Below are 21,564 nucleotides of genomic sequence, written 5' to 3'. Positions count from 1 at the left end.
CCACGTTCGTCTCGGGCCGTCCCCCGGGTCGTGCAGCCAACGCACCATCCCAAATCCCGCAGCACCTCCGTCTTCCCCGTCGGATGCGGGTGTCCCTTTGAACCTTGGGAGTAGGCCCCATGACCCAGTCGTCAGTGGAGCCCAAGACCGCCTCGGAGGACGCGGGCTCCGGCTCGAACGTCCCCGCCGGCCGCTCTTGGCTCGACCGGTACTTTCACATCTCGGAGAGAGGATCCACCGTCGCGACGGAGATACGCGGCGGCGTCACCACCTTCATGGCGATGGCGTACATTCTCCTGCTCAACCCCCTGATCCTCGGCGGCAAGGACGTGGACGGCAACGTCCTCAGCCAGCCCGCACTCATCACGGCGACCGCTCTGGCGGCCGCCGCGACGACCCTGCTGATGGGCTTCTGGGGCAAGGTCCCCCTCGCCCTGGCAGCCGGTCTCAGCGTCTCCGGTGTGCTCTCCTCGCAGGTCGTCGCCGTGATGACCTGGCCCCAGGCGATGGCCATGTGTGTGGCCTACGGTGTGGTGATCTGCCTTCTGGTGGTCACCGGGCTGCGCGAGATGATCATGAACGCGATCCCGCTGGCGATCAAGCACGCGATCACCATCGGCATCGGCCTCTTCATCGCGATCATCGGCTTCGTGAAGGCCGGCTTCGTGCACGAGAACCCTTCCCCCGGCGGAGGCCCGGTCACCCTCGGCCCGGCCGGTGAGCTCCAGGGCTGGCCCGTACTGATCTTCGCGGTCACCCTGCTCCTGATCTTCGCCCTGCAGTCCCGCAACATCCCCGGCGCCATCCTCATCGGCATCGTCGCCGGCACGGTGATCGCCGCGGTCGTCAACGCGGTCGCGGACATCCCCAAGGAGGGGGCGGGCGCCTGGTTCTCCGGCCCGCCGGAGCTGCACGGCAGCGCCGTCTCCGCGCCGGACTTCTCGCTCATCGGCGAGGTGTCCTTCAGCGGCTGGGGCGACGTCGGCTACATCACCATCTCCATGATCGTCTTCACCCTGGTGCTCGCGGGCTTCTTCGACGCCATGGCCACGATCATCGGCGTCGGCTCCGAGGCCAAGCTCGCCGACGAGCAGGGCCGGATGCCGGGCCTGTCCAAGGCGCTGTTCATCGACGGTGCCGGCGGCGTCCTCGGCGGCGGCGTCGGCGGCTCCGGCCAGACCGTCTTCGTCGAGTCGGCGACCGGCGTCGGAGAGGGAGCCCGTACGGGTCTCGCCTCCGTGGTCACCGGCGCGTTCTTCGCGGCCTGTCTCTTCTTCACCCCGCTCACCGCGATCGTGCCGGCCGAGGTCGCCTCCGCCGCCCTGGTCGTCATCGGCGCGATGATGATGCAGAACGCCAAGCACGTCGACTGGAGCGACCGCTCCGTCGCGATCCCGGTGTTCCTCACCGTGGTCCTGATGCCGTTCACCTACACCATCACCACGGGTGTCGCGGCCGGCGTCATCTCCTACGCCGTCATCAAGGTGGCGCAGGGCAAGGCACGCGAAGTGGGCGCCTTCATGTGGGGCCTGACCGCGATCTTCATCGTGTACTTCGCGATCCATCCGATCGAGAGCTGGCTCGGCGTCAGCTGACGCCCGTACCGCCGCCCTCCCCACACCACCCGAGGAGACCGAGATGCTGGACATCGCCGAAGAGCTGCACCGGTGGGTCGAGCAGGGACGCGAGTTCGCCGTCGCCACCGTCGTGGCGGTCGGCGGGAGCGCGCCCCGGCAGCCCGGCGCCGCGCTCGCCGTCGACAGTGACGGCACGGCGATCGGCTCGGTCTCCGGGGGCTGTGTGGAGGGCGCGGTCTACGACCTGTGCACGCAGGCGCTCGAGGACGGCCAGACCGTCGTCGAGCGCTTCGGATACAGCGACGAGGACGCCTTCGCGGTCGGTCTGACCTGCGGTGGCATCATCGACATCCTCGTCACCCCGGTACGCGGCGGGGTCTACCCCGCCGCCCTGGAAGCCGCCGTCTCCGGCGAGGCGGCGGCCCTGGCCCGGATCGTCGAGGGCCCCGCCGACCTGATGGGGCGGGCCCTGCTGGTCCGCCCGGACGGGTCGTACGAAGGCGGTCTCGGCGGCCATCCCGAACTGGACCGCACCGCGGCGGGCGAGGCCCGCGCGATGCTGGACGGCGGCCGCACCGGCACCGTCGTGATCGGCGAGGACGGCAGCCGCTGCGGGCAGCCGCTCACCCTCCTGGTCGAGTCGTCCGTGCCGCCCCCGCGCATGATCGTCTTCGGCGCCATCGACTTCGCCTCGGCGCTCGTGCGGGTGGGGAAGTTCCTCGGCTACCACGTGACCGTGTGCGACGCCCGCCCCGTCTTCGCGACGCCGGCCCGGTTCCCCGAGGCCGACGAGATCGTCGTCGAATGGCCCCACCGCTACCTGGCGTCGACCGAGGTCGACGGCCGCACGGTCCTGTGCGTGCTGACCCACGACGCCAAGTTCGACGTGCCGCTCCTCGAAGCGGCCCTGAAGCTCCCCGTCGCCTACGTCGGCGCGATGGGTTCCCGCCGCACCCACGAGGACCGCAACAAGCGGCTGCGGGAGGTCGGCGTCACCGAACTCGAACTGGCCCGGCTGCGTTCCCCGATAGGACTCGACCTCGGCGCCCGCACGCCGGAGGAGACGGCGCTGTCGATCGCCGCCGAGATCGTGGCCGACCGCCGCGGCGGCACGGGCGCCTCCCTGGCCGGCGCGCACACCCCGATCCACCACGACGGCCCGCGCCCGCCCGCCGGCCGGATAGGTTCGGTCGCCTGACGGGTCGCCTGACGGGTCGCCTGACGGGTCGCCTGACGGGTCGCCCCGAACCACGGCGGCCGGCCGCGTGATCAGCCGTTCGCGCGGTTGACGCCCGCCGGGCCGGGGGTGAGGCTCGGGGGGAACGCTCCCGGGAGCCGGGCACTCCGGTCACGGGACCCGATCCCGTGACGCGCACGAAGGGACGGCCCATGCGCCGACGCGCCGCCCTGCCGCTCGCCCTCCTCGCCCCCCTCGTCCTCGGACTCGTCGCCCTGCTGCCGGCGCGGACACCGCCCACGGCCCAGGACCCGGTGCCCTCCGGGACCCCCGTGCGGCTGTACGCGCCCGAACCCTCCGCCGCGGCCCGGGCCCACCACCGCGACCTCGTCGCCCGCGGCGACGCGTCCACCGCCGCTGCCCTGCTCGCCATGACGCGCACCCCGCAGGCCGTGTGGTTCGGCGACGCGACCCCCGCCGACACCGAGCGCGAGGTGCGCGGGGTCGTCTCCGCCGCGAAGGAGGACGGCAGCGTTCCCGTCCTCGTGCTCTACAACCTCCCGGGGCGGGACTGCGCCCAGTACTCCGCCGGCGGTGCGAGCGGCGCGGCCGCGTACACGGCGTGGACCGAGGCCGTCGCCCGCGGCATCGGCGACCACCGGGCCCTGGTGGTCCTGGAGCCCGACGGCCTGGCCCTGCTCCCCTCGGAGTGCGGACAGGACGACGCCGCCGGCTCCCGGACCGCCGAGCGGTACGCCTCGCTCGCCCGGGCCGTCGACGCCCTCGAACCCCTGCCCGCCACCCGGGTCTACGTGGACGCCGGCCATTCAGCCTGGCACTCGGTCCCCACCGTCGTCTCCCGCCTGCTGAAGGCCGGGGCCGGACGTGCCACCGGCTTCGCCGTGAACGTCTCCAACCACCGCACCGACGACGACACGACCTGGTACGGCACGCTCGTCGCCTCCTGCCTCGCCCACGCCGAAGGCGGCGGCGACCCCGCCGAGTGCCCGGACCGTACGCTGCCCCGCGCGCAGGCGCGGACCTGGCTGGCCGCCCACGTCACCACGCCGACGGACCGGATGAGGCACTTCGTCACCGACTCCAGCCGCAACGGCCGGGGTCCCTGGACCCCGCCCGCCGGCCGCTACACCGATCCGCAGGACTGGTGCAATCCGCCCGGCCGAGGGCTCGGCGCCCCGCCCACGACCGCCACCGGCGATCCGCTCCACGACGCCCGTCTCTGGATCAAGATCCCCGGCGAGTCCGACGGACAGTGCCTGCGCGGCACGGCGGGGCCGCTGGATCCCGAACGGGGGATCGCCGACCCGCGGGCGGGGGAGTGGTTCCCCGCCCAGGCCCTGGAGCTCCTGCGCCTGGCGGACCCGCCGGTCGTCCCCGTCCCCTGACCACGGACGCCTCCTGGTCCCGGACCGGGCGTCCGCGGACGGGCACAGGCCCCGGTCCCGGTGACGCGGGTCGCGCCACCGGGTCGCCCGTGGCGAACGGGTCGCCTTCCGGTGGTTCCCGCTACGCCTTGGTCAGGCCGTTCAGGAGCAGCTCCGCCAGCTGCTCGTACGCCTCGGCGTCCGCGAGTCCGGTCGTCGCCGCCACCTGGCGCCGCTGGATGCGGACCATGACCGAGGCGATGACGTCGGCCGCGAAGGTCACGTGCACCTCGCGGAAGGCGCCCGCCCGCACGCCCTCCTCGATCAGCTGCTGCACGCGGCCCGCCGCCGCCCGCGTGTTGCGCTCGTACACCTCGGCGGCCGGTTCGAAGGCGGCCACGTCGTCGAAGAACTGCGGCGAGACCGGGGCCAGCTCGGCCGAGACGGCCCGCAGATAGGCGGCGAGGCGCCGGGCCGGCTCGGTCTCGGCGGCGAGGACCGACTCGACCCGGGTGGTCGCGCGCCGGAAGAAGTGGACGACGGCCGCCCGGACCAGCTGCTCCTTGCTGCCCGCCAGGCCGTACAGCGTGCGCTTCGAGCAGTGCAGGCGGGCGGCGAGATCGTCCAGCGTCAGCTGCGCGAAGCCCTCGCCGACCAGGAGGGCCACCAGCTCCTCGAACAGGGCGGACCGGCGGGCCGCGCCGCGGCCCGTCAGCTTGGGCGCGTCGGCGGCTGAGGTCTCGATCACCCGAACAGTATGCCGGTCGGCCTGCTCCGGGGGTTACGGCGCCCCAGTTCTGCGCTACTCTCAACGGTACTGCCGTACCGCCCCCAGTACCGTTTCGAGCGGTGCTGAGTGTCACTGGAGTCGCCATGGATGTCGACCGCCTGCTTCCCACCCCCGAGGCAGCGGACCTCATCGCCCTCACCCGGGAGATCGCCGACAAGGAGCTCTCTCCCCGCGTGGACGAACACGAGGCCGCCGAGACGTACCCGGAGGGCCTGTTCACCACCCTCGGCGACGCGGGGCTGCTGGGCCTCGCGTACCCCGAGGAGTTCGGTGGCGGAGGCCAGCCGTACGAGGTGTACCTCCAGGTCCTGGAGGAGCTGGCGGCCCGCTGGGCGGCCGTCGCCGTCGCCACCAGCGTCCACACGCTCGCCTGTCACCCGCTGAACTCCTTCGGCACCGACGAGCAGAAGCAGCGCTGGCTGCCCGCCATGCTCGCCGGCGACCTGGTCGGCGGATACAGCCTCTCCGAGCCCCAGGCGGGCTCCGACGCCGCCGCCCTCTCCTGCAAGGCCGAGCGCACCGCCGACGGCACCGCGTACCGCGTCACCGGCACCAAGGCGTGGATCACCCACGGCGGCAAGGCCGGCTTCTACTCCCTCTTCGCCCGGACGGCCCCCGGCAGCCACGGCGTCTCCTGCTTCCTCGCCCCGGGCAGCGCGGAGGGCCTCTCCTTCGGCAAGCCCGAGCGCAAGATGGGCCTCCAGGCGGTCCCGACCACCTCCGCCCACTGGGACGGCGCGCTGCTCGACGCCGGCCGGCTCATCGGGGACGAGGGCCAGGGCCTCCAGATCGCGTTCAGCGCGCTCGACTGCGGCCGGCTCGGCATCGCCGCCTGCGCCACCGGTCTGGCCCAGGCCGCCCTCGACGCCGCCGTCGACTACGCCAACGAGCGCACCACCTTCGGCCGCCGGATCGTCGACCACCAGGGCCTCGGCTTCCTCCTCGCCGACATGGCCGCGGCCGTCGACTCCGCCCGCGCCACCTACCTCGACGCCGCCCGCCGCCGCGACCTCGGCCGCCCGTTCAGCCGCCAGGCCAGCGCGGCCAAGCTGATCGCGACCGACGCCGCCATGAAGGTGACCACGGACGCGGTACAGGTCCTGGGCGGGTACGGGTACACCCGTGACTTCCCGGTCGAGCGTTACATGCGCGAGGCGAAGATCATGCAGATCTTCGAGGGGACCAACCAGATCCAGCGGCTGGTGATCAGCCGCGGCCTCGCCCGCTGACGCACGACACCAGCCGACCATCCGTACACGATCGAGGAGTTCCATGGACATCGCCGGTTCCGCCGCGCTCGTCACCGGCGCGGCGTCGGGTCTCGGCGCCGCCACGGCCGCCGCACTCGCCGCCCGCGGCGCCACCGTCTACGGCCTGGACCTGGACAAGGCGGTCGTCGCCGCCGGTCCGCAGCCCGACGGCGTCACCCTGCTCTCCGCCGACGTCACCGAGGAGGGTCCGGTCCGCGAGGCCCTGGCCCGGATCGAGGCCGACGGGGCCGAGCTGCGGCTCGCCGTCAACTGCGCCGGGATCGCGCCCTCCGCCCGGGTCCTCGGCCGCAAGGGCCCGCACGACCTGGACCTCTTCCGCGCGGTCCTGAACGTCAACCTGCTCGGCACCTTCAACGTGATGCGCCTGGCCTCCGAGGCCATCGCCCGCCAGGAGCCCGACGAGCACGGCCAGCGCGGGCTGGTCGTCAACACCGCCTCCATCGCCGCCTTCGAGGGCCAGGTCGGGCAGATCGCGTACGCCGCCTCCAAGGCGGGCGTCGCCGGCATGACCGTCACGGCCGCCCGTGACCTCGCCCAGTTCGGCATCCGGGTCGTCACCATCGCCCCCGGCATCGTGGACACCCCGATGATGGCCGGATTCAGCGAGGAGGTCCGGGCCGGGCTCGGCGCGAGCGTCACCTTCCCGCAGCGTCTGGCCCGCCCGGAGGAGTACGCCCGGCTCGTCACCATGGTCGCCGAGCACGACTACCTCAACGGCGAGACGATCCGGATGGACGGCGCCCTGCGCATGGCGGCCCGCTGAGGCCGCGGCCCACGGAGCCGGCTGATCGATAGCACTTGGTGCCAGCTTTGGCTGGCACCAAGTGCCGTGATCATGGTGCCCGGGTGCTAGGTTCGGGCCCATGGGAACGGGAACAGCGTCCACGAACTCCGCGAAGCCCGGGATGCGGGAATCCCTCATCGCCGCGGCCTTCCAGCTCTTCCTGGAGCGGGGGTACGAACAGACCACCGTCGACGACATCGTCCGCACGGCCGGGGTCGGACGGCGCTCCTTCTTCCGCTACTTCCCGTCCAAGGAGGACGTGGTCTTCCCCGACCACGAGCAGTGCCTCGCCGACATGACCGAGTTCCTGGCCGCCAGCGAGGACACCGACGACCCCATCGGCCGGGTCTGCGACGCCGCCCGCCTCGTCATGCGGATGTACGCCGAGAACCCCACGTTCTCCGTGCAGCGCTACCGCCTCACCCGTGAGGTGGCGGGCCTGCGGACGTACGAACTGTCGGTCGTCTGGCGGTACGAGAAGACCCTCGGCGACTACCTCCGCACCCGCTACGCGGACCGCCGCGACGGCACCCTGCGGGCCAACGTGGCCGCGGCCGGTGTGGTCGCCGCCCACAACCACGCGCTGCGGCACTGGCTCCGTTCCGGCGGCGAGGGGGATCCGCTGGCCGAGGTCGACCGGGCGCTGGAGTTCGTACGGGACACCTGGAGCCCGGACGGCCACCCGCAGGGCGCCGCGGCCGGCGAGGAGACCGAGGACGTGGTCGTCGTCATCACCAAGCGCTCGACGCCCATGTGGCGGGTGGTGCGCGAGGTGGAATCGAGCATCGGCGGGAGCTGAGTACGGCACCCGCGCCGCGGCCGTGAGGGTGGTCGCGGTACCCCAGGGGTCTCAGTGTCATCACGACGGGGAACGCAGGTCTCCCCAGGTCTTTATTCCATGGCACTCAGTGCCATAGATTGACTCCATGCACGGTTGAGCCGCCGAGTGCAAGGAGAAGGCATCGTGTTCCAGATGGGACTGAGGAACGGCGGCGCCGTCCGGACCGAGGAATCGGCCGCCGGCGCCGAGCTCTACTTCCAGCGCTGCTGCTGGTGCCACACCACGACGTTCCAGAGACTGCTCTGTCCGACCTGCGGGTCGACCGACCTGACGCCCGAACTCAGCGAGGGCGAGGGCGTGATCACCGTGCGCCGCGGGGTCACCGCCGCCGAGGCGGATCTCTGGCCGGTGCACATGGCGGAGGGCTTCGTGGTCCGCTGCCGGGTCGACGGCCCGCTGCACGCGGTGCGCCCCGGGGTGCGCGTCAGACTCTCCTCGGGCGGCACCGTGCCGGCGCAGCCGGTCGTCCGTCTCTGTGAAGAGGTCCCGCTCGACGGCTGGATCTGACCGGGCGCGAAAAGGGCCGGAAGGTGGCACGGGGTGCCACTGACCGGCCCTTTCTCATGTCCTGCGGCACGGGCTCATGTCCCTGCGCGGCCCCGGTACGGGAACGGCCCGCGGGTCCTGACCGGACCTGCGGGCCGTTCCTCGGCGAACTCCGGTCAGCGGGCGCCGATCTCGTCCGTCAGCTGCGGCAGGACGGCGAACAGGTCGCCGACCACGCCGTAGTCGACCAGGTCGAAGATCGGGGCCTCCGGGTCCTTGTTGACCGCGACGATCGTCTTCGAGGTCTGCATGCCCGCGCGGTGCTGGATCGCGCCGGAGATGCCCGCCGCGACGTACAGCTGCGGCGAGACCTGCTTGCCGGTCTGGCCCACCTGGTTGGAGTGCGGGTACCAGCCCGCGTCGACCGCGGCGCGCGAGGCGCCGACGGCGGCACCGAGCGAGTCGGCGAGCTTCTCGACGACCTCGAAGCCCTCGGCCGCACCGACGCCACGGCCGCCGGAGACGACGATCGCGGACTCGGTCAGCTCGGGGCGCCCGGTGGAGACGCGCGGGGTCCGCGAGACGACCTTGGCGGCGTTGCCGGTGAAGGCGACGGTCACGTTCTCGACCGTGCCGGCGGCCGGGGCGGCCTCCGGGGCGGCGGAGTTGGGCTTGACGGTGACGACCGGGACGCCGTGCGAGACGGTCGACTTCACCTGGTACGAGGCGGCGAAGACGGACTGCGTGGCGACCGGGCCGTTCTCGCCCGCCTCCAGCTCGACGGCGTCGGTGATGAGGCCCGAGCCGAGGCGCAGGGCCACCCGCGCGGCGACCTCCTTGCCCTCCCCGGAGGAGGTCACGAGGACGGCGGCGACGCCCCTGTCCTTGGCGATCTGCGTGAGCGCGTCGACCTTCGGCACGACGAGCTGCTCGGTGAACTCGGCGGCGTCCGCGACGCAGACGGTGGCCGCGCCGTACTCGCCGGCCTTGGCGGCGATGGCCGCCGCGGCCTCACCGGCGCCGAGGACGACGGCGGTGGGCTCGCCGATCCGGCGGGCCAGGGTCAGCAGTTCGAGGGCCGGCTTGCGGACCGCACCGTCGGCGTGGTCCACGAGAACCAGGATCTCAGCCATGATTCATTGCTCCTGAAACGGTGAACGGTGACGGTCAGATGAACTTCTGCGTGGCGAGGAACGCGGCGAGCTGCTTGCCGCCGTCCCCCTCGTCCGTGACGATCGTGCCGGCGGTACGGGCCGGGCGCGCCGCGGCCGAGTCCACCAGGGTCCAGGACCCGGCCAGACCGACCTCGTCGGCGTCGATGCCGAGGTCGTCCAGGTCCAGCTCCTCGACCGGCTTCTTCTTGGCCGCCATGATCCCCTTGAACGAGGGGTAACGGGCCTCGCCGGACTGGTCGGTGACGGAGACGACGGCCGGCAGCGGGGCCTCCAGCTGCTCGGTGGCGGCGTCGCCGTCACGACGGCCCTTGACCAGGCCGTCCGCCACGGAGAGCTCCGACAGCAGCGTCACCTGGGGCAGGCCGAGGCGCTCGGCGAGCAGCGCGGGCAGCACGCCCATGCCGCCGTCGGTGGACGCCATGCCGCACACGACCAGGTCGAAGCCCGTCTTCTCCAGCGCCTTGGCGAGGATCGCCGAGGTGCCGAAGACGTCGGAACCGTGGATGTCGTCGTCGTTGACGTGGACGGCCTTGTCGGCGCCCATCGACAGCGCCTTGCGCAGCGCGTCCTTGGCGTCGTCGGGGCCGACGGTCACGACGGTGACCTCGGCGTCGTCGGACTCCTCGGAGATCTGGAGCGCCTGCTCGACGGCGTACTCGTCCAGCTCCGAGAGGAGGCCGTCGACCTCGTCGCGGTCGACGGTCAGGTCATCGGCGAAACCGCGGTCGCCCGTGGCGTCGGGAACGTACTTCACACAGACAGCGATCCTCAGGGTCACGGCCTGGCTCCTTTCAAGTGGCAGACGATTACGGGAGGTTGCGGGCCATGACGATGCGCTGGACCTGGTTGGTGCCTTCGTAGATCTGGGTGATCTTGGCGTCGCGCATCATGCGCTCGACGGGGTAGTCACGGGTGTAGCCGTAGCCGCCGAGGAGCTGGACGGCGTCGGTGGTGACCTCCATCGCGACGTCGGAGGCGAAGCACTTGGCGGCGGCACCGAAGAAGGTCAGGTCGCCGTCGACCCGCTCGGACTTCGCCGCGGCCGCGTAGGTGAGCTGCCGGGCCGCCTCCAGCTTCATGGCCATGTCGGCGAGCATGAACTGCACGCCCTGGAACTCGGCGATCGGCTTGCCGAACTGCCTGCGCTCCTGGACGTAGCCCTTGGCGTAGTCGAGGGCGCCCTGCGCGATGCCGATGGCCTGGGCGGCGATCGTGATCCGGGTGTGGTCCAGCGTCTTCATCGCGGTGGCGAACCCGGTGCCCTCCGCGCCGATCATCCGGTCCGCGGGGATCCGCACGTTGTCCAGGTAGACCTCACGGGTCGGGGAGCCCTTGATGCCGAGCTTCTTCTCCGGCGCACCGAAGGAGACGCCCTCGTCGGACTTCTCCACCACGAACGCGCTGATGCCCTTGGACCGCTTCTCCGGGTCGGTGACCGCCATCACCGTGTAGAACTCCGACACCCCGGCGTTGGTGATCCACCGCTTCACCCCGTTGAGGACCCAGAAGTCCCCGTCCCGCACCGCACGCGTCTTCATGCCCGCCGCGTCCGAACCCGCGTCCGGCTCCGACAGCGCGTAGGAGAACATCGCGTCACCCTTGGCCAGCGGCCCGAGGTACTTCGCCTTCAGCTCCTCCGAACCCGACAGCACCACCGGCAGCGACCCGAGCTTGTTCACCGCCGGGATCAACGACGAGCTGCCGCACGCCCGCGCGACCTCCTCGATCACGATCACCGTCGCCAGCGCGTCCGCGCCCGCACCCCCGTACGTCTCCGGCACGTGCACCGCGTGCAGATCCGCCGCCACCAACGCGTCCAGCGCCTCCTGGGGGAACCGCCCCTCCTCGTCCACCGCGGCGGCGAACGGCGCGATCTTCGCCTCCGCCAGCGCACGGACCGTCTCCCGGAGCATGTCGTGCTCCTCGGACAGGCGATACAGGTCGAAGTCCTTGCCCATGATCTGGAGCTCCCCTTGAAGGCTTTTGGCACTGAGTACCCTCAGCAAAACACACTCAGTGCCATGATGCCAGTAGCCTGGAAGGGAGGTCCGGTCGCGTACACCCGGGACGGCCCCCTAAGGTGCGGCCCGTGGACCTACGGGGTGGTGCCCTCCAGATCCTGGAGGTGGCGCGGTACGGGGACGGCGGGCCGCCCACGACCGGGCGGTGGCCGGCGGGGGAGGCGAGGCCGGCGCCCGAGACGGCCGGGTGCGTCGTGCGCTGCGTCGGCGGCGAACCCCGGGTCGGCGACCGTTTCGACGGCGACACCCTCGTCCTCGAGGACATCGACTTCCACGGCCGGCCGGTCGACTCCGTCACCCCGCCCTGCGCGGCGAAGGTGCGCCTGTCCGGTCCCGGCGTGCGGACGCTGCGCCCGTGGATCGTGATCTCCTCGGCGGAGCCGCGCCGCTACGGATACGTCGGACCCCCGGAGATCAGGGCCGCGGCCCCCGAGCGGCGCACGGGCAGCCCGATCTCCCGCCCAGCGGACCTCGCGGCCTGGCTCGCCGGGCAGAGCCGCGCGGATCTCGCCGAACCCTTCACTTACGTCGTCGACGAGGACGGCGTGCTCCTGCTCGCGCCACGGCGCAGCGAGCACGTCGCGTGCGCCGGGCGCCGTGCGCTGGTGCGCGCGGCCGGTGAGGTCGCTTTCGCCGAGGGGCCCGAAGGGCTGCGGGCCGTCGAGATCAGCAACCAGTCGACCGGCTACTGTCCCGACGCCGACTCCTGGGACTCGGTCGCCCTCGCCCTCGACCGCGCGGGCCTCGCCCACGACGGGGGCTTCGACCACGTCGTCGTCTTCCGGCGCTGTCCCCGCTGCGCGCAGCTGAACGTCGTGCGCGAGGACGACTACGTCTGCGCGCCCTGCGGGGCCGAGCTGCCCCGGCACTGGAACCCGCCGGCCGACGAGGCCGACGAGAGCCGAGCGTTCAGCGGACGACGGCGACCGCCGTCGTGATCAGGCCGTTGTCGACGAGCCAGCGCCCGCTCATCGAGGTGAGGGGCCGCCCGTCCACCGGCGGGCCCTCCTGGTGGAGCGTCGCGTGGAAGGCGCGACCGGACGGATCGAACTCCAGGGTCGCCTCGGAGAAGTCCAGCCAGCGGCGGGCCAGCGGGAACCACGCCTTGTAGACGGACTCCTTCGCACTGAACAGCAGGCGGTCCCAGTGCACTTCGGGCACGTACGCCGTCAGCTCCGCGATCCGCTCGCGCTCCTCGGACCGGGAGACGGATCCCAGAACGCCTTCGGGCAGCGGGAGATGGGGTTCCGCGTCGATGCCCAGGGAGACGACGTCCTCCGCCCGGGCCAGCGCGGCCGCCCGGTATCCGAGGCAGTGCGTCAGCGCGCCGACGACCCCCGTCGGCCAGACCGGTTCGCGCTTCTCGCCGCTCGGGATCGCCACCGGCTCGTACCCGAGATCGCGCAGGGCGAGCCGGGCGCAGTGCCGGGTGGTGGTGAACTCGCGGCGGCGTGCCTCCACCGCCCGTGCGATGAACTCCTCCTCGCCGGGGTACAGGGTCGCCTCCGCCGAGTCCCCGAACGCCTCGGAGACCGCCGTGCCCGTGGGAAGAATCGATTCGATCACGGCATCCACCGTATCGGCGGCGCCCGGATCCCACCGGCGATCGCCCGGATCGCGGCCCTCTGCCGGTGATCCGGCCACCCGGACGCGGGGCGGGGGCGACTGTCGGTCATGTGGGCTTTCCGGCTTGCCCGTTCGCCCGTTACCGGTGGGTCGGGCCTGGCAGGCTTGCCGTCGTGACCTATGTCGTGACGGTGGAAACGCACACGCCGGAGGGCGCTCCGGAACTGGACGAACTGCATCGGGTGGGGGCGACCGCGCTCCTCCGGCAGGGATTCGACGCGGTGGCCGGGATCGAGGGACCCGACGGCACGGAGGTGGACCTCATCGACACGCTCGTGGAGGTCCATCCGAGCGGCGCGGTGCTGCAGGTGTTCGTCGACGCGACGTCGCTGGAACTGGCGGAGGACGCGGTCGGCTCCGTGACGGAGGAGGTGCTGGACCGTTCGGAGCTGCTGGCCGACTGGGTGGTCCGCAGCAGCGAGGTGAAGCTGCACACCGACCGTGCCCGCGAGAGCCTGGAGGCGGCCGAGGGGCCGGACGCGCCGCCGAGCGACCTGGAGGCCCGCCGGGCCCGGCACACGGCCGGCGCCGCGTCGGCCGCCGAGCGGGCGGCCGACGGCACGGACCACCGGGCCGGATTCCGCGCGGCCTCCGGCCGGCTGCGCTCCTTCGGGCCGGAGGCCTTCGGGGTCCGCCCGCCCGAGCCGGGGCCGACCCGGGGCGAGGCCGACGCCGGCGCTCCGCGCGGCGGTACGGCGGCCGTCGCCGAAACCGTCGGGGAGCCCGGAGCCGACCGCGGCGGCGCGGCGGGCAGCGCGACCGCCGGGGTGTCCCCGGAGAGTGCCGAGGTCGCGGCGGGGGCGATCGTGCACGCCGCGGAACTCCTCGTCGACGAGCTCTTCGACGATGTCCAGGTCCTGGCCGAGGAGGACGCGAACGCCGCCGCCTGCGAAGGGCACCTGTGGCACCTCGGTGACCTGCCGCCCCGCTACGCGCTCCAGTACGACGAACGGTTCGCCCGCCGCTTCCTGGTGACCGCCGTGGCCCTCACCACCCGCTTCACCGACGGCGGCTTCCGCCGGCTCGGCTGCGTCGCCGAGCAACTCGTCCTCAAACTGCTGCTGGAGCAGGCGCACATCACGCTCGACCTCTACGACCTCCTGGACGACGGCGTCGTCGCCGCGCTGGAGGTCTTCGCCGCCGGGGTCTACGAGGACCGGGACTTCGAGTGGCTCTACGACGACTCGATGGACGGCATAGACGAGGACCCGGCGGCGGAGTCGCTCGGCATCACCCCGATGGCCTTCGCGACCTGGTTCACGCCCTTCCACGAGGACCGCTACGTCCACCCGTACGCGGCCGACGCGCCGGCGGGGGAGCAGGGGGACACGGCGGCGTAGCGCGCCCGCGTTCGTCGGGTTCACCTCCTCTTCACCCGCCGGGCCGCACGCGTCGACGCCCCCGTGGGGCCTCGGCCGCTCCACTGCGGCACCGTTCGTGCGGACCGCGGGCCGGCCGCCCGCGATCCCGGTCCGTGGCGCACGAGGGCCGGGCCGCCCGGCAGGGGGAGAGCGGATGGGGCGCGCGGTGCGGTGGTGGCGGCTCTCGTCGGCCGGAGCGGTGGTGTCGGCGCTGCTCGTCGGCGGACTCCTCGCCCGGACGGGCGCCCGCCCCGAGGCTCCCCCGGCCGGACCGGCCCCGGCACCCGGCTGCGCCTCGTCCGTCCCGTACGTCGCCGGCGTCGGCGGTTACCCCGCCTATCGCATCCCCGCCGTGGTCCGTACGCGCGCGGGGGCCCTGCTCGCGTTCGCCGAAGGGCGGCGCGACGGGACGGGCGACAGCGGCGCCGTCGACATCGTCGTGCGCAGGTCGACGGACGGGGGCTGCGGCTGGGACCCGGTGCGCGTCGTCGCGGCGGGCCGGGGGGACACCCGGGGCAATCCGGCGCCGGTGGTCGATCCCTCCACCGGTGACGTGGTCCTCGTCTCCTCGTACAACGACGGCGCGGTGACGGAGGCGCAGATCCTCGCCGGCCGGGCCGGCCCCGACCGGGGCCGGCGGGTGTTCGTCCAGCGCAGCCGGGACGACGGACGGTCCTTCACCGCGCCCCGCGAGATCACCTCGGCGGTCACGAGACCCGGATGGCGGTGGTACGCCACCGGCCCGGGCCACGCGCTCGCCCTGACCCGGGGCGCCCGCGCCGGCCGTCTCCTCGTCCCGGCCAACCACTCCGTCGCGCCCCCCGCGGGCTCGCCGGACACCGGACGCGAACCCCGCTACTACGGCGCGCACGCGCTGTACAGCGACGACGGCGGCCGGTCGTGGTCGGTCGGCTACGTGGACGACGACCACGACGGCTTCGTCAACGCCAACGAGTCATCGGCCGTCCAACTCGACGACGGAAGGCTCTACTTCACGGCGCGGGACCAGCACGGAACGAGCCCGGGCAACCGGGCCGCCGCCGTCTCCTCCGACGGCGGAGCCTCACTGGACCGGCCCTACGCGCCACAGCCCGCGCTCGCCGCGATGCCGGTCGTCCAGGGCAGCGTGCTGCACCTGGGGCATCGTGGCGACGACGCCGGCAGCCGTGGTGACGTCCTGCTGTTCTCGGGCCCGTCCTTACCGGACGTTCGTGCGCGGATGGCGATCTGGCGCAGTACGGACGGTGGACGTTCGGCCACCCGCGTCCTCACCCTCTCCCCGCGCCCGGCCGCCTACTCGGACCTGGTGCGGGCGGACACGGAGACCGTCGGCCTGCTGTACGAGACCGGAACGCGGCATCCGTACGAGTCGATCGCGTTCCGTCGCGTCCCGCTCGACGTGGTCACGCAGGAGGTGCCCCGGAAGGGGGCGACGCCGGAGAACGTACATCGGTAGTCGGACTAACGGAACGGGTAGGGTGAGCGCCGTGACCAGACCCGAAGCCGCGGCCAGGCCCGAAGGCGGCGCGCCCCGGACGCCCAACAGACTCCGTCGACGGGCGAGCCGGCTGCTGTCGCTGCTGTCCACGCGGTCGGACCGGCTGGTCAACGAGGGGCTGGCCGGGGCCGACGCCCGCAAGTGGCACTACGCCGTGCTCGCCTCGCTGCAGGACCAGGGCCCGTGCAGCCAGGCGGAACTGAGCCGGCGCACCGACATCTACCGCAGTGACATGGTCGGCGTGCTCAACGAGCTGGCCGGGCGTCACTTCGTCGAGCGGGCGCCGGACCCCGACGACAAGCGCCGCAACATCATCACGATCTCCGCCGAGGGCCGCCGGCAACTGCGCCTTCTCGACAAGGTCCTGGACGACCTCCACGACGAACTGCTCGCGCCGCTGAGCCCGGCCGAACGCGACCAGTTCGTGCGGCTGCTCACCCGCCTGCTGGACCACCCCACCGGGACGTCCTGACCCGCCTCGGGCCCGCCGCCCCGAGGCTCTGGCGCGGTTCAGTGCCCGGCCGGCCCGCCCTCGGGGGAGCCGGGTGTCCCCGGCGGCGTGGCCGCGGACGCCGCGGTGCCACTCCCCGTCGGCCGGGGCGTGGTGACCTCGTACACGGCCCGCGGCTCCTGCGCCGCGCCGTCGTCCTTCATCGCCCGCGTCTCGCTCTTGAGGATCCGCGCGGCCTTGCCGGCGTTCCGTGCGAGCTCGGGCAGCTTCCTGGCGCCGAGGAGGGCGATGACGACGATCAGGAGGATCGCGATCTCGCTGATGCCGAACACGTGGGCTCCGTTTCCGGGTCGGGGTGAGCGGGCCGTGGGCCCTGTCCGGGCCCGAGCGGCGGGCGGTACGGGAGGGGTCGGGGTGCCGACGTCAGACGTTGACCCCGAAGTCGGCGGCGATCCCGGCGAGTCCGGAGGCGTACCCCTGCCCGACCGCGCGGAACTTCCACTCCGCGCCGTGCCGGTAGAGCTCGCCGAAGATCATGGCGGTCTCGGTGGCGGCGTCCTCGGAGAGGTCGTACCGCGCGAGCTCCGCGCCGCCGGACTGGTTGACCACGCGGATGAAGGCGTTGCGAACCTGGCCGAAGCTCTGGCCGCGGTTGTCGGCGTCGTGGATGGAGACCGGGAAGACGATGCGGCCGATGTCCGCCGGCACGGCGGACAGGTCGACCTTGATCGACTCGTCGTCGCCGTCGCCCTCGCCGGTCAGGTTGTCGCCGGTGTGCTCGACCGAACCGTCCGGGCTGGTGAGGTTGTTGTAGAAGACGAAGTGCCGGTCGGAGACGACCTTGCCGGTGTCGTTCAGCAGGAGGGCGCTCGCGTCGAGGTCGTAGTCGGCGCCCGTGGTCGTCCGTACGTCCCAGCCCAGACCCACCAGCACCGCGGTCAGTCCGGGGGCCTCCTTGCTCAGCGAGACGTTGCCGCCCTTGGCCAGACTCACACCCATGTCGTGTCCTTTCCCCGAGTCGTGGGCACGAATCTACAGGGGCGTAGAAGGTGAAGGGAACGGGGCGTGAGCCCCCGTCCTCGGGCGCCGTTTCCCTGTCATGGGTCGCGCGCCGGACGGCGCGTCCACGCCCCGGTGGACGGCGGCGGGACGCCGATCGGCGGGTTCCGGATGAGTACGATGGACCGCCCCCGCGCCCCGTACGCGGGCGAACCCGGGGCTGCGGAACTTCGAAGCGGGCCGGGAGGTCGACGGGATGGCTGACCACGGGACGGGCGACCGGGACCCGGGTGGCGCCGGACCCGTCCAGCGGCGGCGCGGCCAGGGCGAGCTGGAGGCCCTGGTCCTGGCCGCGCTGCGGTCGTCGGACCGGCCCGTCACCGCCGGTCTCGTCCAGGAACGGCTCGGCGGCGACCTCGCGTACACGACCGTGATCACCATCCTGACGCGCCTGCACGCCAAGGGCGCGGTCTCCCGGGAGCGGGCCGGCCGGTCCTTCGAGTGGACCGCCGTCGCCGACCAGGCGGGGCTCGCCGCCCTGCGCATGCGCAGGGTCCTGGACGGCGAACGCGACCGCGAGGCGGTGCTCGCGCGCTTCGTGACGGGCCTCTCGGCCGCGGAGGAGCAACTGCTGCGGGAGCTGCTGGCGAAGGCCGAGGTGGAGGGGGAGGACTGAAACCCCCCTGCGGTCCGCGTCCTCCTCCCGCGCGTCCCCCCCCGCCACGGACCGCCTGGCCGGTCGCTGTTGCGGTACCGGACGGGCCGGGTCCCCGCAGACGACGGCCGGCGGCCTCCCGCTCACGCCCCGGCGGCGTCCAGACGAGCGAGCAGCTCGGCGGAGAGCGTGAGTTCCAGCGCCGGGAGCGCGGCCTCGTACTGCTCCAGGGTGCGGGGCCCGATCAGCGGGACCGTCCGCGGGGAGGTCTGGTGCAGCATCCAGGAGAGCACCAGCTGGTTGGGGGTCACGCCCACCTCGGCGGCCACCGCGGCCACCACCTCCAGCCGTGCCTCGGCGTCGGGACCCGCGTACCGCTCCATCATCCAGTGGTCCCGGCGCTTGGCGGCGTCGTCGTAGATGCCCCGCAGGATCGGCGAGTAGGCGACCAGCGTCAGGTCCTCGTGGGCCCGCAGGTAGTCGAGCTGCTCGTGGTCCACGACCGAGGCCACGTCGAGGCCCGTACGGGGCCGCAGGTACGAGTGCTGCTGCTGGAGCGCGACGGGAGCCGGCCAGCCGTTGCGCTCACACAGGCCGCGGATGCGCTCCAGGCGCCAGGTGCGGACGTTGGACCAGCCGATGTACCGGGCCTTGCCGGCGCGCACGATCTCCGCCAGAGCCTCCAGCGTCTCCTCCAGCGGCGTGGCCCGGTCGTCGACGTGGACGTAGTAGAGGTCGACGTGGTCGGTGCCGAGCCGGCGCAGGCTGTCGTCGATCGACGCGTGCAGGGTCTTCGCCCCCGCCCCGTCGAACCGCGCCCGGCTCCAGTCCGCCCCGCCCCCGGGCAGCCGCGCCTCGTCCGCGTTCAGGACGAGCCCCGCCGCCTTGGTCGCCAGGAACACCTGGTCCCGCCGGCCCCGGCGTCCCATCCACCGGCCGAGCAGCTCCTCGCTCTCGCCTCCGTGGCTGCCCGGGCGCTCCCACCAGCAGTAGCAGTTGGCGGTGTCCAGGAGCGTCCCGCCCGCCTCGGTGAACCGGTCGAGCATCGCGAAGGACGTCTCCTCGTCCGTCGTCGTGCCCATCAGCATGCAACCGAGCCCCAGCCGGCCGACGCTCGTCCCGGTGCGGCCCAGTTCGACGTGCTTCATGGAAGTCCCCCTCGGGATCAGCTTGTTCGACGGGGCCTCACGCTAGGTCCTGGAGCGCACACCAGGACAAGGGCTTTCCGCGACCGTCCTGTCCCGGCCCAGGCGTGTCGGTCGACGGTTCGAACTAAGGTGGTTCCGGGGGCTTGACCGGTGAGCGAGGAGTGACCTACCGTCCCGGCACGTTCACATACATGATCCCTCGGCGGTCTCTCGGCGGTCGGCACGACCGCCCGTGCCGACCGCCGGCGGGCCGGGGGACCCCGGTCCACCCACCCGGCGCCCGGTCAGGGCGCCGGGGCGGGCGGCCGGCCCTCGCCGCTGCCCGGGGTCACAAGGACCGGGCGATGAGTTCCTTCATGATCTCGTTGGCGCCGCCGTAGATCTTCTGGCCTCGCGCGTCGGCATAGAGCCGCGCGATGGGCAACTCCCGCATATAGCCGTTGCCGCCGAACAGTTGCAGACAGCGGTCGATGACCTGGCACTGCGTGTCGGTGAGCCACCACTTGGCCATCGAGGCGGTGGCTGTGTCCAGCTCACCCCTGAGATGGCGTTCGATCGCGCTGTCGACGAAGACACGCGCGGCGTGGACGAGGGTGGCGCACTCGGCCAGCTCGAAGCGCACGTGCTGCAGGTCGAACAGGGGACCGCCGAAGGCGCGCCGTTCCTTGGTGTACGCGATGGCTTCCGCCAGAGCCCGCTCCATGGCGGCGACGGCCACGACGCCGAGCAGCAGCCGCTCCTGGGCCAGCTGCTGCATCAGCATCGCGAAGCCTCCCCCTTCCTTCCCGAGGAGCCGGCCGACGGGGATGCGGACGTCGTCGAAGAAGAGCTCGCTGGTGTCCTGTGCGTGCATGCCGATCTTCTTGAGGACCCGGCCCCGCTGGAAGCCCGCCGCGCCGGCGGTCTCCAGGACGAGCAGCGAGATCCCCTGTGCGCCGGCGGCCGGATCGGTCTTGGCGGCGACGATGACGAGGTCGGCGGTGCCGCCGTTGCTGATGAACGTCTTGGACCCGGTCACCACGTAGTGGTCGCCGTCGCGCACCGCGCGGGTGGACATGTTCTTCAGGTCCGAGCCGGCGCCCGGCTCGGTCATGGCGATCGCCCCGACGAGCTCCCCGGAGGCCATGCCCGGCAGCCAGCGGTGCTTCTGCTCCTCCGTGCCGTAGGCGAGCAGGTAGTGGGCCACCATCCCGCTGTGCACGATGAGTCCGAGCCCGGTGTCCGTGGCGCGGACCTGTTCGCCGAGCACGGCGATGTCGTGGGCCAGGGTGCCGCCTCCGCCGCCGTACTCCTCGGGGACCGAGCAGCACAGGAGCCCCAGCTCGCCCGCCTTGGTCCACAGCTCTCGGTCCACGCGCTGCTGTTCGTCGAAGCGGTCCAGGTGCGGCACCACTTCCTTGGCGAAGAAGCGTGCGGCCAGTTCGGTCAGGGAGTCGACGTCCTCGTCGAGCCACGCGGAACGGTAGCGGTCGGTCATCGTCCTCACCCCTGGAATCCACCGGCGCAGACCAGGGTCTGCCCGCTGATGTAGTCCGACTCCGGCGTGCACAGCAGGTACACCGCGCCGGCGGCCTCCTCCGGTGTGCCGGTCCGGCCGAGAGGGATCAACTGCTCGGCCGCCTGGAGCAGACCGGGGTTGACACCCACCTTGATCTGCCTGCCCGCCACGTCGATCGTGGTGTCGGCGGTGGTGGGCTCGGTGAGCCGGGTGTCGATGAGCCCGAAGGCCACGGTGTTGGTGGTGACGTTGTAGCGACCCCACTCCTTGGCCATGGTCCTGGTCAGACCGATGACCCCGGCCTTGGCGGCGGCGTAGCCGGCCTGCCCGGGATTGCCGACCAGACCCGCGATGGAGGAGACGTTGACGACCTTGCGGCAGACGGAGATCCCGGCGGCGCGCTCCTGCTTGACTGCGGCGCTGATCAGCGGCTGCGCCGCGCGCAGGATCCGGAACGGGCCGGAGAGGTGGACGTCCAGCATGGCGTGCCACTGCTCGTCGGTGGTCTTCTGGACGACGTTGTCCCAGGTGTAGCCGGCGTTGTTGACGATGATGTGCAGTCCACCGAAGGTGTCGGCCGCGGCGGCGACGAAGTCCTCCGCGAAGTCCGGGTCGGTGACGCTGCCGATGGCCGCGGTCGCCCGCCCGCCGGCGGCGGTGATCGCGTCGACCGTCTCCTTCGCGGGCGCCTCGTCGAGGTCGTTGACGACCACCGCGGCGCCCTCGCGGGCGAGCTTCAGTGCGATCTGCCGGCCGATGCCCCGGCCGGAGCCGGAGACAAGTGCGACCTTGCCGTTCAGGTTGCCCATGGTGGAGGTGTC

General features: G+C 72.6%; 22 protein-coding genes. 12 read left to right on the top strand and 10 right to left on the bottom strand.

What is annotated here, in order from left to right; all coding sequences use genetic code 11:
- Positions 1–119: 119 nt before the first annotated feature.
- The 3 genes from ACE1OA_RS07700 to ACE1OA_RS07690 all read left to right on the top strand — a co-directional run bounded on the left by ACE1OA_RS07700 (position 120) and on the right by ACE1OA_RS07690 (position 4,160).
- The gene (locus ACE1OA_RS07700) at positions 120–1,595 is read left to right on the top strand and encodes an NCS2 family permease (protein WP_356609513.1); all 1,476 of its coding nucleotides are present in this window, start codon (positions 120–122) and stop codon (positions 1,593–1,595) included.
- Between the two features lie 43 nt (positions 1,596–1,638).
- Complete coding sequence (locus tag ACE1OA_RS07695; protein WP_432752533.1) at positions 1,639–2,775, top strand: XdhC family protein; 1,137 nt, start codon at positions 1,639–1,641, stop codon at positions 2,773–2,775.
- A 191-nt stretch (positions 2,776–2,966) separates the two neighbouring features.
- Complete coding sequence (locus tag ACE1OA_RS07690) at positions 2,967–4,160, top strand: glycoside hydrolase family 6 protein (protein ID WP_432752532.1); 1,194 nt, start codon at positions 2,967–2,969, stop codon at positions 4,158–4,160.
- A gap of 121 nt (positions 4,161–4,281) precedes the next feature.
- Here ACE1OA_RS07690 and ACE1OA_RS07685 read toward each other — a convergent pair whose 3' ends face one another.
- The gene (locus ACE1OA_RS07685) at positions 4,282–4,887 is read right to left on the bottom strand and encodes a TetR/AcrR family transcriptional regulator (RefSeq protein ID WP_356779254.1); all 606 of its coding nucleotides are present in this window, start codon (positions 4,885–4,887) and stop codon (positions 4,282–4,284) included.
- 125 nt (positions 4,888–5,012) lie between these two features.
- On the opposite strand from ACE1OA_RS07685, the gene ACE1OA_RS07680 reads away from it, so the two are divergent.
- The 4 genes from ACE1OA_RS07680 (at position 5,013) to ACE1OA_RS07665 (ending at position 8,332) form a co-directional block, all read left to right on the top strand.
- Positions 5,013–6,158 carry an acyl-CoA dehydrogenase family protein gene (locus ACE1OA_RS07680; protein ID WP_147980466.1) on the top strand — a complete coding sequence of 382 codons (1,146 nt, stop codon included), beginning with the start codon at positions 5,013–5,015 and terminating at the stop codon, positions 6,156–6,158.
- A gap of 43 nt (positions 6,159–6,201) precedes the next feature.
- A complete protein-coding gene (locus ACE1OA_RS07675) occupies positions 6,202–6,963 on the top strand; it encodes an SDR family NAD(P)-dependent oxidoreductase (protein WP_432752531.1) in 762 nt (253 codons plus the stop codon).
- A 100-nt stretch (positions 6,964–7,063) separates the two neighbouring features.
- Positions 7,064–7,783: a TetR/AcrR family transcriptional regulator gene (locus ACE1OA_RS07670; protein WP_356609525.1), complete on the top strand. Its 720-nt coding sequence runs from the start codon at positions 7,064–7,066 to the stop codon at positions 7,781–7,783.
- A gap of 174 nt (positions 7,784–7,957) precedes the next feature.
- Positions 7,958–8,332: a hypothetical protein gene (locus ACE1OA_RS07665; RefSeq protein WP_356609533.1), complete on the top strand. Its 375-nt coding sequence runs from the start codon at positions 7,958–7,960 to the stop codon at positions 8,330–8,332.
- Between the two features lie 155 nt (positions 8,333–8,487).
- Here ACE1OA_RS07665 and ACE1OA_RS07660 read toward each other — a convergent pair whose 3' ends face one another.
- The 3 genes from ACE1OA_RS07660 to ACE1OA_RS07650 are packed head-to-tail and all read right to left on the bottom strand — an operon-like array spanning position 8,488 to position 11,444.
- A complete protein-coding gene (locus ACE1OA_RS07660; protein WP_432752530.1) occupies positions 8,488–9,444 on the bottom strand; it encodes an electron transfer flavoprotein subunit alpha/FixB family protein in 957 nt (318 codons plus the stop codon).
- Positions 9,445–9,478: 34 nt separating this feature from the next.
- Positions 9,479–10,264 (bottom strand): electron transfer flavoprotein subunit beta/FixA family protein, encoded by a 786-nt coding sequence (locus ACE1OA_RS07655; RefSeq protein WP_147981623.1) that lies wholly within the window; start codon positions 10,262–10,264, stop codon positions 9,479–9,481.
- 28 nt (positions 10,265–10,292) lie between these two features.
- On the bottom strand, positions 10,293–11,444 hold the full coding sequence (locus ACE1OA_RS07650; protein WP_432752529.1) for an acyl-CoA dehydrogenase family protein: 1,152 nt from the start codon (positions 11,442–11,444) through the stop codon (positions 10,293–10,295).
- 131 nt (positions 11,445–11,575) lie between these two features.
- Here ACE1OA_RS07650 and ACE1OA_RS07645 point away from each other — a divergent pair, with 131 nt between their 5' ends.
- Complete coding sequence (locus tag ACE1OA_RS07645; RefSeq protein ID WP_432752528.1) at positions 11,576–12,445, top strand: hypothetical protein; 870 nt, start codon at positions 11,576–11,578, stop codon at positions 12,443–12,445.
- Here ACE1OA_RS07645 and ACE1OA_RS07640 read toward each other — a convergent pair.
- On the bottom strand, positions 12,417–13,073 hold the full coding sequence (locus tag ACE1OA_RS07640) for a 4'-phosphopantetheinyl transferase family protein (RefSeq protein WP_432752527.1): 657 nt from the start codon (positions 13,071–13,073) through the stop codon (positions 12,417–12,419). The genes ACE1OA_RS07645 and ACE1OA_RS07640 overlap by 29 nt on opposite strands.
- A 173-nt stretch (positions 13,074–13,246) precedes the next feature.
- Here ACE1OA_RS07640 and ACE1OA_RS07635 point away from each other — a divergent pair, with 173 nt between their 5' ends.
- From ACE1OA_RS07635 to ACE1OA_RS07625, 3 genes are all read left to right on the top strand, one after another.
- The gene (locus ACE1OA_RS07635; RefSeq protein WP_356607454.1) at positions 13,247–14,473 is read left to right on the top strand and encodes a hypothetical protein; all 1,227 of its coding nucleotides are present in this window, start codon (positions 13,247–13,249) and stop codon (positions 14,471–14,473) included.
- 175 nt (positions 14,474–14,648) lie between these two features.
- On the top strand, positions 14,649–15,950 hold the full coding sequence (locus ACE1OA_RS07630; protein ID WP_432752526.1) for a sialidase family protein: 1,302 nt from the start codon (positions 14,649–14,651) through the stop codon (positions 15,948–15,950).
- 31 nt (positions 15,951–15,981) lie between these two features.
- Positions 15,982–16,464 carry a MarR family winged helix-turn-helix transcriptional regulator gene (locus ACE1OA_RS07625; protein WP_432752525.1) on the top strand — a complete coding sequence of 161 codons (483 nt, stop codon included), beginning with the start codon at positions 15,982–15,984 and terminating at the stop codon, positions 16,462–16,464.
- A 38-nt stretch (positions 16,465–16,502) separates the two neighbouring features.
- Here the strand turns inward: ACE1OA_RS07625 and ACE1OA_RS07620 are convergent, their stop codons facing one another.
- Positions 16,503–16,775: a twin-arginine translocase TatA/TatE family subunit gene (locus ACE1OA_RS07620; protein ID WP_432752524.1), complete on the bottom strand. Its 273-nt coding sequence runs from the start codon at positions 16,773–16,775 to the stop codon at positions 16,503–16,505.
- A gap of 91 nt (positions 16,776–16,866) precedes the next feature.
- The gene (locus tag ACE1OA_RS07615; protein WP_356607446.1) at positions 16,867–17,442 is read right to left on the bottom strand and encodes a TerD family protein; all 576 of its coding nucleotides are present in this window, start codon (positions 17,440–17,442) and stop codon (positions 16,867–16,869) included.
- A 256-nt stretch (positions 17,443–17,698) separates the two neighbouring features.
- On the opposite strand from ACE1OA_RS07615, the gene ACE1OA_RS07610 reads away from it, so the two are divergent.
- The gene (locus ACE1OA_RS07610) at positions 17,699–18,118 is read left to right on the top strand and encodes a BlaI/MecI/CopY family transcriptional regulator (RefSeq protein ID WP_356607444.1); all 420 of its coding nucleotides are present in this window, start codon (positions 17,699–17,701) and stop codon (positions 18,116–18,118) included.
- Between the two features lie 122 nt (positions 18,119–18,240).
- On the opposite strand, the gene ACE1OA_RS07605 is transcribed toward ACE1OA_RS07610, so the two are convergent.
- From ACE1OA_RS07605 to ACE1OA_RS07595, 3 genes are all read right to left on the bottom strand, one after another.
- Positions 18,241–19,245 (bottom strand): aldo/keto reductase, encoded by a 1,005-nt coding sequence (locus ACE1OA_RS07605; RefSeq protein ID WP_432752523.1) that lies wholly within the window; start codon positions 19,243–19,245, stop codon positions 18,241–18,243.
- Between the two features lie 328 nt (positions 19,246–19,573).
- Positions 19,574–20,722, bottom strand: a complete 1,149-nt coding sequence (locus ACE1OA_RS07600; RefSeq protein WP_432752522.1) for an acyl-CoA dehydrogenase family protein — start codon at positions 20,720–20,722, stop codon at positions 19,574–19,576.
- A 5-nt stretch (positions 20,723–20,727) separates the two neighbouring features.
- Positions 20,728–21,552: an SDR family NAD(P)-dependent oxidoreductase gene (locus tag ACE1OA_RS07595; protein WP_432752521.1), complete on the bottom strand. Its 825-nt coding sequence runs from the start codon at positions 21,550–21,552 to the stop codon at positions 20,728–20,730.
- Between the last annotated feature and the right edge of the window lie 12 nt (positions 21,553–21,564).

Source organism: Streptomyces sp. JL2001 (assembly GCF_050917515.1).
Classification (GTDB): domain Bacteria; phylum Actinomycetota; class Actinomycetes; order Streptomycetales; family Streptomycetaceae; genus Streptomyces.
Note: the sequence above shows the minus strand (reverse complement) of the source record. Positions and strands in the feature narration are given on the sequence as shown.

Excerpts from the sequence above, each read along its gene's own strand:
- ACE1OA_RS07650 (WP_432752529.1), bottom strand. The coding sequence starts at position 11,444 with ATGGGCAAGGACTTCGACCTGTATCGCCTGTCCGAGGAGCACGACATG.
- ACE1OA_RS07630 (WP_432752526.1), top strand. The coding sequence starts at position 14,649 with ATGGGGCGCGCGGTGCGGTGGTGGCGGCTCTCGTCGGCCGGAGCGGTG.
- ACE1OA_RS07690 (WP_432752532.1), top strand. The coding sequence starts at position 2,967 with ATGCGCCGACGCGCCGCCCTGCCGCTCGCCCTCCTCGCCCCCCTCGTC.
- ACE1OA_RS07665 (WP_356609533.1), top strand. The coding sequence starts at position 7,958 with ATGGGACTGAGGAACGGCGGCGCCGTCCGGACCGAGGAATCGGCCGCC.
- ACE1OA_RS07695 (WP_432752533.1), top strand. The coding sequence starts at position 1,639 with ATGCTGGACATCGCCGAAGAGCTGCACCGGTGGGTCGAGCAGGGACGC.
- ACE1OA_RS07660 (WP_432752530.1), bottom strand. The coding sequence starts at position 9,444 with ATGGCTGAGATCCTGGTTCTCGTGGACCACGCCGACGGTGCGGTCCGC.
- ACE1OA_RS07680 (WP_147980466.1), top strand. The coding sequence starts at position 5,013 with ATGGATGTCGACCGCCTGCTTCCCACCCCCGAGGCAGCGGACCTCATC.
- ACE1OA_RS07605 (WP_432752523.1), bottom strand. The coding sequence starts at position 19,245 with ATGAAGCACGTCGAACTGGGCCGCACCGGGACGAGCGTCGGCCGGCTG.
- ACE1OA_RS07595 (WP_432752521.1), bottom strand. The coding sequence starts at position 21,552 with ATGGGCAACCTGAACGGCAAGGTCGCACTTGTCTCCGGCTCCGGCCGG.
- ACE1OA_RS07600 (WP_432752522.1), bottom strand. The coding sequence starts at position 20,722 with ATGACCGACCGCTACCGTTCCGCGTGGCTCGACGAGGACGTCGACTCC.
- ACE1OA_RS07610 (WP_356607444.1), top strand. The coding sequence starts at position 17,699 with ATGGCTGACCACGGGACGGGCGACCGGGACCCGGGTGGCGCCGGACCC.
- ACE1OA_RS07675 (WP_432752531.1), top strand. The coding sequence starts at position 6,202 with ATGGACATCGCCGGTTCCGCCGCGCTCGTCACCGGCGCGGCGTCGGGT.
- ACE1OA_RS07700 (WP_356609513.1), top strand. The coding sequence starts at position 120 with ATGACCCAGTCGTCAGTGGAGCCCAAGACCGCCTCGGAGGACGCGGGC.
- ACE1OA_RS07670 (WP_356609525.1), top strand. The coding sequence starts at position 7,064 with ATGGGAACGGGAACAGCGTCCACGAACTCCGCGAAGCCCGGGATGCGG.
- ACE1OA_RS07615 (WP_356607446.1), bottom strand. The coding sequence starts at position 17,442 with ATGGGTGTGAGTCTGGCCAAGGGCGGCAACGTCTCGCTGAGCAAGGAG.